Here is a 12082-nt window from a genome sequence, read left to right as displayed (position 1 = left end):
GTATGGAATTCACAAAGCGATTCTCAACTCCCGGACAGGTGACCTTAACAGCTTTTCAGCGAACTCTAAAGGAGCATGGAATCCGTCATAAACTGATCCGTCCTTTCACACCCCGTCATAACGGGAAAGTGGAACGCAGCCACCGGAAGGATAACGAGCGGTTTTATGCCACCCATACCTTTTATTCCTTTGAGGACTTTTCCAGGCAGCTCCAAGTCTATAACCGTAGGGACTATAATCTGTTCCCTATGAGACCTCTGGGTTGGAAATCCCCACAGACTGTCCTGAAGGAATTTATTAAGGAGGGTGTAACATATGTTTGACAAACCCACAAACCCCTAAATAACATACAAAAATGTCATCATCTATCGTTATCAAGTTTTTTTCCCTTATGTTTTTCATTATTTTCTTTTTCATCTAAAAATAATGATTCGATTTTCTGCATGAATTCAACTGCCAGTGCTGAATGATACGTATCCTTTCTATAGACCCAACCAATTTCAAAATCAAATGGCGCATCTTTAATAGGCAAAACCTGTGCATACGAAAAGAATGGAACATTTTTGTAAGCTGGTGTACAATTTACAACACAGGCATAAGCATTTTTATTTTGGATAAACTCATGAGCAGTTGTTCTGTCATTTACCTCAATCAATGTTTTTGCTCCCATAACTGTGCGCATTTTTTTATTCACAACATCCAAAATAGGAAATTTTTCAGCAATAATCGTTAAAGGGAATTCATGCAATTCTTTGATGCTTATTTCCTTTTGATCTCTTTCAGCCTGATGATGAACAGAAAACATCGCTGCTGGTTTACTGCTATAAATCGGTTCATAAATAATATCATCAATTTCCATTTTGGCAAGCCATTTTCTTTTATCAATGGTAGGTATTGAAATCAATCCTAGTTCCACAGAACGGTCATACACATCCATGAGAATTTCAGACACAGATGTCTGGTTATAACGAAAATTGACAGCTGAATTTTCGTAGCGTTCCATGAGATCCCGAAAAACCACTTGGGCAAACAGAAGATAAGAAACTGATACAGAAAATGACAACGGAATTTGTGCTGCGGAAAAATCTTTCGCCGCATACTCTATCTGATCAGCATATTTCAACAATCCCTGCGCATTTTGGATAAATATTTTTCCAAACTCGGTCAGTTGGATTCCATTATAAGATCTGATAAATATTTTCTGCTGCAGCTCACGTTCCAGTGACTTCAAAGAATTACTAATATATGGCTGTGATAGGAATAAATTTTGCGCCGCTTTGTTAATGGAACCTGACTGATAAATGCTTAATACCTGCCGTATCTGTTCAATCTTCATCACTCCACCTCCCGTTATATTATAACATATTTTTATAACCCGTGCCAGTTTTACATATTACCTTTTTTACCCTTGTTTCACATATAATAAACTTATCCAATCGGTTGGTGGCAATGAAGGATTATTTCAGAAAGGGTGTGTGATTATGACATCTTGGATTCAGGCAGACGATACTTTATACCTTTGGATGGTCGTTGTTCTGGTAACAGCCATAACCATCACCATTGAGCAGAAATGGAAATGGGGCGCACGTATCAGCAGCTGTGTCATGTGTATTGCAGGCGGTATGATTCTGGCAAATTTAAAAATCATACCATTTACTTCCCCTGTTTATGACAGCATCGAAAATATATTATTATTACTTGCTATTCCTCTGCTGCTCTTCAAATCAGATATTCGAAAAATCTACAAATCCAGCGGTACTACATTTTTGATCTTCAACAACTGTGCAGTCGGTGCTTTTCTGGCATCCTGCCTGCTGCCTTTGATTTTCAGAAATGTAGACAATATCGCAAAATTCTCTGCTATGTACAGTGCTGCAGCCGTAGGCGGTACCGTTAATGCTGTTGCAGTCACACAGATTTTTGACGTACCTACAGACATGCTGAATGGTCTTGGGTTGGTTGGTAATTTTACAGTTGCTATGATTGTATTCTTTTTCGGACAATTTTGTCGTACACGCTTCTTCCGTACAAAATTCAATCATCCTCATATTGATGAATATGAACAAGAATTAGCAAAAGGCGGCAATCCTTACGGAACAACAGAAGCAGCCATGTACTGGAAAAGTAAAGGCATTTCTTTGAAAGACATTGCGCAGGCAATGGCAATCACATTTTTTATTGTCAGTGTCAGTCAACTGATTTCTGGTGCCATCAATGCAAACAGCAGCAATTTTATCATCAAGCAGCTCTTTGGCAGCGTTTATCTGGTCATGACATTGCTGACTATCATCGTTGCAACGGTATTCCCCAAATTCATGTCCAATGTAAAAGGTTCTGATGAACTGGGGAACATCATGCTGCTTATGTGGTTTGTAACCATTGGCTGTTCTGCAAACCTTGTACAGATCATTCAATACGGCGGTCTGATTATCTGCGCATTCTGCATCGTATTCTCTGTCATGTGTCTGTTGGTATTCTCCATCGGCAAAATCTTTAAATTTGACTTGGAAGAAATGATGGTTGGCATTATTGCCGCCATTGGCGGTCCTCCTACTGCTGCTGCCCTTTCCATCAGCATGGGTAAGAAAAAAATGGTCGTTCCCGGTGTACTGGTAGGTCTTTACGGCTACATCATCGGTAATTATATCGGCGTGCTTATCGGAAATATTTTCGGCGCTTAAACAATGAAAGAAAAGAGGTTTCAACATGTTAGATATTCTGATTCAAAACGGTTCTATCATTGATGGAACAGGAAAAAAAGCATATATAGGTGATATTGGTGTTTCAGGCGGAAAGATTACATTTCATACAGACAAAGAATCTGCCGCTCGCATAATCAATGCTTCCGGTAAAATTGTCTGTCCTGGCTTCATTGATTTTCATTCCCATGGCGACATGGTGCTTGGTCAGGATTTCGCAAAATTATGCAAAGTTTCTCAAGGGATCACAACAGAAATCGCTGGTCAGTGCGGTTCTTCCATGTTTCCTGTAAGACCAGAAAAATTAGATTTATATCAAACACTGCTCTCTGTTGGAACAGCCACATATCCTGATGACATGCCAAACTGGACAACCTTTGCTCGCTATTTAGAATATGCCAAACAAGTTCCTCTTGCAGCAAACATTAAATTTTGGGTAGGTCACGGTTCTCTGCGCCTTGCAGTTATGGGATATGCATGCAGAAAGCCTACAAAGGAAGAACTGGAGCAAATGAAAACATTACTGCGAGAATGTATGGAAAATGGTGCCCTTGGCATGAGTTCCGGCCTGATCTATACACCCAGTGCTTATGCAGAAACAGAAGAACTCATTGAACTTGCGAAAGTGGTTGCAGAATATGATGGACTGTATGCTACACATATGCGCAATGAATCTTATGATGTAGTCAATTCTGTAAAAGAAGCCATTGAAATTGGCAGACAAAGTGGTGTACGCGTCAGCATTTCTCACCACAAAGTCTGTGGTAAGCCAAATTGGGGATTGTCCCAAGAAACACTGAAACTGGTAGAAGATGCTATTGCAGAAGGCATTCGCATCACTTTGGATCAATATCCATATACCGCTTCCATGACCCATTTGAATGCCTGTATCCCCCCTTGGTATTTCACCGAAGGCATTCCAGCAATGGCAGAAAAGCTGAAAGACCCAGATATTCGAAAAAAATTAAAAGCTGAAATTGAATATCCAAAAACGCCTTTTGACAACTATGTTCAAAATTGTGGTGGATACGCAGGTGTTTTTATTTCCTCCTGCCCTGTAACCCATGAAGCAGAAGGCATGTTCTTGAGCGATTATGCGGCACAAAAAGGCATTGATCCTTTTGACACCCTTTGTGACCTTCTGGTCATTAATGGCGGTGTAGGGACAGCCATTTACCATTGTATGTCTGAAGAAGACCTGAACCGGATATTCACCTTTCCCCATACTGTTGTAGGAACTGACGGCATTTGCCGTGCTATGGAAGAAAAAGCGCATCCCCGCTCTTTCGGTACGTTTGTCCGCGCTATTTGTCACTTCCATAAGAAAAAAAATCTCATGGCTCTGGAAGATGTTATCCGCAAAATGACTTCTCTGCCTGCCAGCCGTGCAATGCTTTCCAACAAAGGTATTCTGGCAGAAGGCTATGATGCCGACATCAATATTTTTGATCTGGAACAATTAGAAGATACTCCAAACTATGTACATTCTAATCAAGTATGCAAAGGTATAGAAACCGTCATTGTCAATGGGGTAGTGGTTTACGAAAACGGCAGCCTCACAGGGCAACACGGCGGAAAAATCCTACTGCATCATACCAAATAAAACGAAATAGCACATAACTTCCCATATTCGGATTACATATCCGAGATTCTCTCTCTGAAAAGCCCTTTATACTCCCCATAAAGGGCTTTTGACATTACGAAAAAGTCAGAATCTCCGCATGAAAACAAAGAAAGCTGAAATCCTTATGCTACAAAGGATTCCAGCTTTCTTATTTTTACAATAACTTTATCAGATATATTTTCTTCTGAAGAATGTTATCTTTAAAGGAAGCCTGCTTTTTTCATGCTGACTTCTTATTGACTTTACACTGCAAAAATAGATTCATACCATCTGCTCTGTCATTGTTCCATAAGCTGCAATGTTTCATTCTGCCAAACACCAAAGACTTCATCCATCTTTTCCGCAACCTGTTTGCCTTTCATGATATCCAGCATCTTCTTTTCAAAAGCTTCAGACTGTTCCGATTCTACCAGCACGCAAAACTGCACCTGATCGGTATACTGGGTATCATGAAGCACATGACCATCCTGCAAAATTTCATACTGTACTTTTCCAGAATCTGTGTAATCCACCGTCACAAAATAACGGCTATACAGCACCAATTCCGCAATACCAGCTGCCAACAATCCTTCTTTTGCAGCTTTGCCATAAGCACGCACCAGACCGCCGGTTCCAAGAAGAGTACCGCCAAAATATCTGGTTACCACAATGGCAGTATCTTTCACGTCTTCCCCTTTCAGAACATTCAACACTGGCATACCCGCTGTGCCCTGTGGTTCACCATCGTCACTAAAACGCTGGATTTCATTTCTTTCACCAATCTGATAGGCAAAAACATTATGGGTTGCATCCCAATATTTCTTTTTCAATTCATCGATAAAACTTCTGGCTTCTTCCTCTGTTTTGACTGGGCAAACAGTCGCAATAAAACGGGATTTCTTTTCCACAATTTCCGCTTCCGCCTGTGCCAAAATGGTTTTATATTTTTTCAACATAAGCAATCACCTTGCTTTAGTATACCAAAAAGCTGCAATCCACTCAAGAAAGAAACCGCATAAAAGCCATATTTTTTGCGCAGAATAATGCTGACAAACGAAAAGGAGGTATACAAACATGGCTGGACAAAAATATCAGGATCTCGCAGATTTACTGCTGCACAACGAACGGGCAAAACATTTTTACAAAGGCTTACCTGACACTACGCAAATCGCATTATCCAACAACAGCAGTTCCATCTGCTCCATGGAAGACCTGCGGAATTTTGTAAGTACCGTAGAACAGAAAAAGAAATAAGGTTTCCCTACAAAAAAATAACCCCATGGAACAACAGTTTTCTGTCATTCCATGGGGTTTCTCTATTCTTTGGAGGTCATTGCAAAGAACAGATATTATTTTGCTGTAATGCTGTATTCACCGTTTTCTACATCTACAACCAAAGTTGTGCCCTGATCAATATCACCAGCAATAATCTTCCGTGCCAGCAGTGTTTCGATGTCACGCTGTACCAGACGTTTCAAAGGTCTTGCACCAAAGGCAGGGTCATAACCAGTTTCTACGATATAATCTTTCGCACGTTCTGTCAGTTCACATTTCAGCTGTTTATCTGCCAGACGTTTGTTCAGATCTTTCATAATCAGGTCAATGATATGAGTGATGTTATCCTTTGTCAGAGGTTTGTAGAATACGATTTCATCCAGTCTGTTCAGGAATTCAGGACGGAAGGAATGATGCAGCAATTCTTCGACCTGATTTCTTGCTTCCTGGGTGATTTCGCCGTTGGCATCAATGCCTTCCAGCAGATAATTAGAGCCCAGGTTGCTTGTCAGGATGATAACAGTATTCTTGAAGTCAACGGTTCTGCCCTGAGAGTCTGTGATTCGACCATCATCTAATACCTGCAGCAAAATATTGAACACATCGGGATGTGCTTTTTCCACTTCGTCGAACAGGATGACGGAATAAGGTTTTCTCCGAACAGCTTCTGTCAGCTGACCGCCTTCTTCATAACCTACATATCCAGGAGGCGCACCAATCAGACGAGACACACTGAATTTTTCCATATATTCAGTCATATCGATTCTGACCATATTCTTTTCATCATCAAACAGGCATTCTGCCAATGTTTTTGCCAGTTCTGTTTTACCAACGCCTGTGGGACCCAAGAACATGAAGGAACCAATGGGTCTGTTCGGGCTCTGGATACCAGCACGGCTTCTCAGGATTGCTTCCGCAACTTTCTGAACGGCTTCATCCTGCCCTACCACTCTTTCGTGGAGGATATCTTCCAGATGCAGCAGTTTTTCACGTTCGCCTTCCATCAGTTTGGCTACAGGAATACCTGTCCAACGTTCAATGATACGAGCGATTTCTTCCTCGGTTACCTTATCACGCAGCAATGTATTCTTATTGCCGTTTTCTTCAGCTTCCCGTTCTTTTTCTTCCAATTCTTTCTGCAGCTGAGGCAGTTTGCCGTATTTCAGTTCTGCGGCTTTATTCAGATCATATTTCCGTTCAGCTGCTTCGATTTCCGCATTGACATCTTCGATCTGTTCACGGAGTTTCTGAACAACACCAATGGCATCCTTTTCGTTTTCCCATTTTGCTTTCAAAGTTGCAAACTGGTCACGCATTTCTGCCAGTTCTTTCTGGATTTCTTCCAGATGTTCTTTGGACAGTTTATCATCCTCTTTTTTCAGAGCTGCTTCTTCGATTTCATGCTGGATGATTTTTCTCTGGATAACATCCAGTTCTGTAGGCATGGAATCCATTTCTGTACGAATCATAGCACAAGCTTCATCCACCAGGTCGATGGCTTTATCTGGCAGGAATCTGTCAGAGATATAACGGTTGGACAATGTTGCAGCCGCAATCATAGCCTGGTCCTGAATTTTTACACCATGATATACTTCATACCGTTCTTTCAGACCACGCAGAATTGCGATAGTATCTTCTACGGTAGGTTCGTTTACCATAACAGGCTGGAAACGACGTTCCAGAGCAGGATCTTTTTCGATATACTGTTTATATTCATTCAGTGTGGTTGCACCGATACAATGCAGTTCCCCTCTTGCCAGCATAGGTTTCAGCAGGTTACCTGCGTCCATGGCGCCATCGGATTTCCCTGCACCAACAATGGTATGCAATTCATCGATGAACAGAATGATTTTGCCTTCGCTCTTTTTGACTTCATTCAAAACAGCTTTCAGACGTTCTTCAAATTCGCCTCTGAATTTTGCACCTGCAATGAGGGCGCCCATATCCAGAGAGAAAATGGTCTTGTCTTTCAGGCTGTTGGGAACATCTTCTTTCACAATACGCTGTGCCAGACCTTCTGCGATGGCGGTTTTACCAACACCGGGTTCACCAATCAGCACAGGGTTGTTTTTGGTTTTTCTGGACAGAATACGGATAACGTTACGGATTTCATCGTCACGACCGATGACAGGGTCCAGTTTTTTGCTTCTTGCTTTTTCCACCAGATCAGTACCATATTTCTTCAAAGCATCATAAGTTGCTTCAGGAGAATCACTGGTTACACGGGTGTTGCCACGTACGGTTGCCAGAATTTTCATAAAGCCTTCTTTTGTGATGTTGTACTGACGGAAAATTTCTTTCAGCGCCGCATTGGGGCTGTTCACCATTGCCATGAAAATATGTTCTACGGATACATATTCGTCTGTCATGTTTTCTGCCAGTTTTTCTGCTGCTGTCAGTGTTTTTTCCAAGTCAGAAGAAACATATGTCTGTCCGCCTGTTGCACGAGGCAGTTTTTTGACTTCGTTTTCTGCTGCCTGCAGCAAACCGTTTACATTCACATTCATTTTCTGCATCAGCTGGGGGATCAAACCTTCATCCTGCGTCAGCAATGTAACCAGCAGATGCTGTTGATCCATCTGGGGGTTACCGTATTCCACTGCCATAGATTGGGCGTTCTGAATGGCCTCCAGAGATTTCTGTGTAAATTTTTGTAAGTTCATAACCATTCCACCTTTCTCCATTTAGAATCTATTCAAAATTTAGGTTATTTCCTTTTGAATACGATATTATTATACATTGTTAGCACTCACTTGTAAAGAGTGCTAACAAAACTTTTTGCACAAACTTTCCGAAAAATATCAATATTTATTATGCATTTTTCCATTATTTGCACAAACATAGCGGACTTTTCAGGCTTCCTTCCTCTTTGATTCTTCTCCCAGCCGCAAATCTTCAAAATAAAAAACTGCTGACATTCCACATATAAATGAGTGTCAACAGTTTTTTGATATTTATGTAGATTCTCCTTTGATTGCCTCTAACTTACCGGAAATTTCTTGAAAAGCTTTCTGAAATGGTGGTGCATCATATATCTGTTTTGCTTTTTCCAGTAAATCTTCCGCTTCCTGATAATCTTTTTTCATGATGGCCATCAATGTATCAAGGATCGCAATATTGGCGCCATAGCTTTTCCCTCCCCGAAACTTCTGAAAGAGCTGCACATTTGCCTGATATAACGCGGTTGCTTTTTCATATTGATTGGTTTCAAAATAACAAATGAAAAGGTTGATACAATAAACCACATTCACAACAGCACCTTTTCTTTGTTTTTCGGACAATCCTTCCAGTATTTCAACGGCTTCCTTAAATCGTTTTTGCTCCATATATCCCGCTGTCAGATTTAAGCGCAGGGTATTCTGCAAATATCGTCCTTTCGCCGTTTTCAGCAATGCCTGCATTCCTTCAATGTACGCCTGTGGCTTTACCTCAAGCAGTTGTTCCGACAGGACTCTTACCTTTTTAAAATAATATCGGTTATACAATATATTAAATAACACAGCGCCGATTACAATAACAATCGCGGCGATGTAATAGCCACGCATGAAAACATCCTCATCAATATGAAATGATTTTTGAATGAGTAATGCGACGATGCCGATACAAACACCAATGATAAAAATCTTCATAATGCGCTTCATTCGCGTTCCCCCTTATTTCTCTATGCCCTTTTATTTTTGAATCTTACCATAAAGGTCCAAAAGAATCTATTTCAAAATTCTTAATTATAGAAAAAACCAAAACGATAAAAGGTTCTTCTGCAATATTTGATTACAGTAGAACCTTCTTATCTTTTATCAAATCCAATTATATAATTCGAATCATCACAAAATCCCCATCTGCTTTTACTTCCACTTGATAGTCTGTATTGCGTTTCAATTCTTTTAGGGAAGCACTCTCTCCCGGTTCAAGGGTCTGCTCATCTATGACGATATTCCCTTCTGTATCACTGATTCTGAAAGTAACTGCCGATGTACTGTCAATGTGGACGACCATCTTCTTTTTGCAGATCAGATGGTCATAGTTCAAATATTCCTCTCCATTAAAATCAACTGGTTTCCACGCATCTTCTGTATGAATATCACGTAATACAACCATGTTATCTTCCGTGAAAAAATCATATACCTCCCCCACATTCGTATATACCATATAACCTGATATGATAACAGCAATGGTTACAAAAACTGCCACAACCGCAGTCAATATTCTCTTGATTTTTAGCTGATGCTTCAGTTCTTTTAATATTTTTTCATTTTCTTCCTGAATTTTGGGTGCAGACGGAAAAACAAAGTCCTGACGCATGATTTCAAAATCCTTTTTACAATTCTCACAAGTCTGCAAATGCATCTCAACAACCTGTGTCGTTTCTTCGCTCAGAATTCCTTCTATATATAACGGCAATAAATCCTTCGCAATACTACAACTGATTTTTTCCATTCTCTATCCCCTCCATATATTCGATAATCTCTTTTTTCGCACGATAAAATGTCACACGCGCCCAATTGGGTGTTTTTCCAAATAACGCAGCAATCTTTTCAAAAGGAAGCTCCCCGAATACGTGCAAAGTAAATACCTCTTTATATGGCTCTCTCATGTGATGAAGAAAACGATGAACAAGCAGCGCACTTTCCTCATCCACGATTTTACTGGTAAAAGATATCTGACTGATAAGAGGCATCTTTTCTATCTCTTCTGCAACATATATTTTCTGGCGTTTACAATGGGTATAGTATGTATTCCTTGCAATGGTAAACAGCCAGGCGCGTATATCTTTTCTGCCATCAAAAGTATCAATTGCTTTCAGTGCTTTTGTAAAAGTTTCCTGCGTGATTTCTTCTGCCAAATCTTCGCTGGCCGATATACTTCGTAAAAATAGAAAAACATCTTTGAAATATCGTTGATATACACTTTCAAAGTCCACCCATTTTCACCACCTTTCACTATAATAACAATCGAAGCTTGAAAACATTACAAGTTTTTTGAAAAAAGTCTCAAACAAAACGGTAGGAAATTCGGCTGTAAGAACACACCAAATTTTCTACCGTTTTAGAATTCCATAAAAAAGCTTTTTCATAGTATCTGTATACAAGGAATCGGACACAGAAATTTTTTTTAAAAAACTACCATTCCTCCCATGATTTAAGGAATATATTTTTTAATCAGTCGATATGCTGTTGGCTGGCTGACACCTAAAGCCTGGGCAACTTTCACGCTGTTTTGATATTTCTGATAAGCTTCCTGCACCATTTTGCGCTCCACATCTTCTAATGCTTCCCGCAGACTTTTCTTTTCAGAAGTTATATCCTGTTTTTCTTCATATTTATTTTCCCCAATATCAAAAATCATTTTGGGTAAATTTTCCGCTTTGATTTCTTTGCCGTTTGTCAGCACCACAACTTTTTCCATGACATGAGATAATTCCCGTACGTTGCCAGGCCATTTATAGCGGAGCAGAATTTCCATAGCATCTTCGGAAAGGGTGTGATTTCGAAAATGACATTCATTATATTTTTCCAAATAGTGTCGAATCAGGACTTCGATATCATTTTTTCTCTCACGCAAAGGCGGAATGGAAACTTCAAAAACATTGAGCCGATAATACAAGTCTTCCCGAAATGTTTTGGCTTTTACCATATCAGCCAGATTACGATTGGTTGCCGCAATAATTTTCACATCCACCTTCTGCTTCTTTTCGCTTCCCAGTGCCATAAATTCCTGATCCTGAATAAAATGAAGCAGTTTCCCCTGCAAATCATAGGGAATTTCCGATATTTCATCCAGAAACAGTGTTCCGCCATCTGCAATTTCCACAATCCCCTTTTTGCCTGCGGTATTCGCGCCGGAAAACGCCCCTTTTTTATAGCCAAACAATTCGGATTCAATGAGGTTTGGGTTCATGCAGGCACAATTAACAGCAACAAAAGGTTTGTGTTTGCGGATACTTTGCTGATGCATATATTTTGCCAGAAATGTTTTGCCTGTTCCCGTTTCTCCCAGAATCAGACATGGATTTTTGACATTTTTGATCTTCTCAATGGTTTCCATAACGCTTTTCATATTCTCACTGGCATACAAAAAGCTTTCTTCCCGGGGTTCTGTTCCATCTGTAATTTCCAGAAAAGCTTCTTCCGCTTTGCCCATTTTGTTGTAATTATAAATATCATTGACATTTTGGGCTACATACTTGATACTCCCCTGTTCATCGAATATAGGAACAGAGATGGTGATGATGTCCAGTCCCAGATTTGTAATCTGCCTTTTTGCGACCATCTTCTTTTTTTCGTATACTTCAGGTAATGTGGAATTGCCCCAGTAAGTTTCATCCAATTGTGAAAAATGCGTCCCAATCAGTTCCTCTGCTGTTTTTCCATAATGTCTTTCAGCCGCTTTATTTACAAAAACCAAATGGTAGTCATTGTCGTATACCATAATTTCATCATGAAGATTTTCGATGATTTGCCATAAATCCTCTGTTGCAACGGGATATTGATTTTGTTTTTTCATG

The 12082-nt window shown here is 40.1% G+C and carries 11 protein-coding genes; 4 read left to right on the top strand and 7 right to left on the bottom strand.

The window, feature by feature from the left end; genetic code table 11:
• Positions 1-323 (top strand): integrase core domain-containing protein (locus tag BUB35_RS09920; protein WP_072851359.1); only part of this gene is annotated, 323 nt, incomplete at its 5' end.
• A gap of 38 nt (positions 324-361) precedes the next feature.
• Here the strand turns inward: BUB35_RS09920 and BUB35_RS09915 are convergent.
• On the bottom strand, positions 362-1336 hold the full coding sequence (locus BUB35_RS09915; protein ID WP_072851357.1) for a LysR family transcriptional regulator: 975 nt from the start codon (positions 1334-1336) through the stop codon (positions 362-364).
• A gap of 145 nt (positions 1337-1481) precedes the next feature.
• On the opposite strand from BUB35_RS09915, the gene BUB35_RS09910 reads away from it, so the two are divergent.
• On the top strand, positions 1482-2681 hold the full coding sequence (locus BUB35_RS09910) for a DUF819 family protein (protein ID WP_072851355.1): 1200 nt from the start codon (positions 1482-1484) through the stop codon (positions 2679-2681).
• Positions 2682-2706: 25 nt separating this feature from the next.
• On the top strand, positions 2707-4302 hold the full coding sequence (locus BUB35_RS09905; RefSeq protein ID WP_072851353.1) for an N-acyl-D-amino-acid deacylase family protein: 1596 nt from the start codon (positions 2707-2709) through the stop codon (positions 4300-4302).
• 299 nt (positions 4303-4601) lie between these two features.
• Here the strand turns inward: BUB35_RS09905 and BUB35_RS09900 are convergent, their stop codons facing one another.
• Positions 4602-5258 carry a YigZ family protein gene (locus BUB35_RS09900; RefSeq protein WP_072851351.1) on the bottom strand — a complete coding sequence of 219 codons (657 nt, stop codon included), beginning with the start codon at positions 5256-5258 and terminating at the stop codon, positions 4602-4604.
• 118 nt (positions 5259-5376) lie between these two features.
• Here BUB35_RS09900 and BUB35_RS09895 point away from each other — a divergent pair, with 118 nt between their 5' ends.
• Positions 5377-5556 carry a hypothetical protein gene (locus tag BUB35_RS09895; RefSeq protein ID WP_022254111.1) on the top strand — a complete coding sequence of 60 codons (180 nt, stop codon included), beginning with the start codon at positions 5377-5379 and terminating at the stop codon, positions 5554-5556.
• 95 nt (positions 5557-5651) lie between these two features.
• Here BUB35_RS09895 and clpB read toward each other — a convergent pair whose 3' ends face one another.
• From clpB to BUB35_RS09870, 5 genes are all read right to left on the bottom strand, one after another.
• Positions 5652-8240 (bottom strand): ATP-dependent chaperone ClpB, encoded by a 2589-nt coding sequence (clpB, locus tag BUB35_RS09890; RefSeq protein WP_072851350.1) that lies wholly within the window; start codon positions 8238-8240, stop codon positions 5652-5654.
• 291 nt (positions 8241-8531) lie between these two features.
• A complete protein-coding gene (locus BUB35_RS09885; RefSeq protein WP_072851348.1) occupies positions 8532-9218 on the bottom strand; it encodes a tetratricopeptide repeat protein in 687 nt (228 codons plus the stop codon).
• A gap of 166 nt (positions 9219-9384) precedes the next feature.
• The gene (locus tag BUB35_RS09880; protein ID WP_072851346.1) at positions 9385-10014 is read right to left on the bottom strand and encodes a zf-HC2 domain-containing protein; all 630 of its coding nucleotides are present in this window, start codon (positions 10012-10014) and stop codon (positions 9385-9387) included.
• Positions 9995-10498, bottom strand: a complete 504-nt coding sequence (locus tag BUB35_RS09875) for an RNA polymerase sigma factor (RefSeq protein ID WP_072851344.1) — start codon at positions 10496-10498, stop codon at positions 9995-9997. Before BUB35_RS09875 ends, BUB35_RS09880 begins: the two co-directional genes overlap by 20 nt.
• A gap of 218 nt (positions 10499-10716) precedes the next feature.
• Entirely contained in the window at positions 10717-12081 is a 1365-nt protein-coding gene (locus BUB35_RS09870; RefSeq protein ID WP_072851342.1) for a sigma-54 interaction domain-containing protein, read from the bottom strand.
• Position 12082: the final 1 nt, after the last annotated feature.

The sequence above is a fragment of the Anaerotignum lactatifermentans DSM 14214 genome, from assembly GCF_900142265.1.
GTDB lineage: Bacteria > Bacillota > Clostridia > Lachnospirales > Anaerotignaceae > Anaerotignum > Anaerotignum lactatifermentans.
This window is presented reverse-complemented; position numbering and strand designations above follow the sequence as displayed.

What these genes read in the sequence shown, in the direction of transcription:
- BUB35_RS09915 (WP_072851357.1), bottom strand. Translation starts at nt 1,336, where the DNA reads ATGAAGATTGAACAGATACGGCAGGTATTAAGCATTTATCAGTCAGGT.
- BUB35_RS09910 (WP_072851355.1), top strand. Translation starts at nt 1,482, where the DNA reads ATGACATCTTGGATTCAGGCAGACGATACTTTATACCTTTGGATGGTC.
- BUB35_RS09905 (WP_072851353.1), top strand. Translation starts at nt 2,707, where the DNA reads ATGTTAGATATTCTGATTCAAAACGGTTCTATCATTGATGGAACAGGA.
- BUB35_RS09900 (WP_072851351.1), bottom strand. Translation starts at nt 5,258, where the DNA reads ATGTTGAAAAAATATAAAACCATTTTGGCACAGGCGGAAGCGGAAATT.
- BUB35_RS09895 (WP_022254111.1), top strand. Translation starts at nt 5,377, where the DNA reads ATGGCTGGACAAAAATATCAGGATCTCGCAGATTTACTGCTGCACAAC.
- clpB (WP_072851350.1), bottom strand. Translation starts at nt 8,240, where the DNA reads ATGAACTTACAAAAATTTACACAGAAATCTCTGGAGGCCATTCAGAAC.
- BUB35_RS09885 (WP_072851348.1), bottom strand. Translation starts at nt 9,218, where the DNA reads ATGAAGCGCATTATGAAGATTTTTATCATTGGTGTTTGTATCGGCATC.
- BUB35_RS09880 (WP_072851346.1), bottom strand. Translation starts at nt 10,014, where the DNA reads ATGGAAAAAATCAGTTGTAGTATTGCGAAGGATTTATTGCCGTTATAT.
- BUB35_RS09870 (WP_072851342.1), bottom strand. Translation starts at nt 12,081, where the DNA reads ATGAAAAAACAAAATCAATATCCCGTTGCAACAGAGGATTTATGGCAA.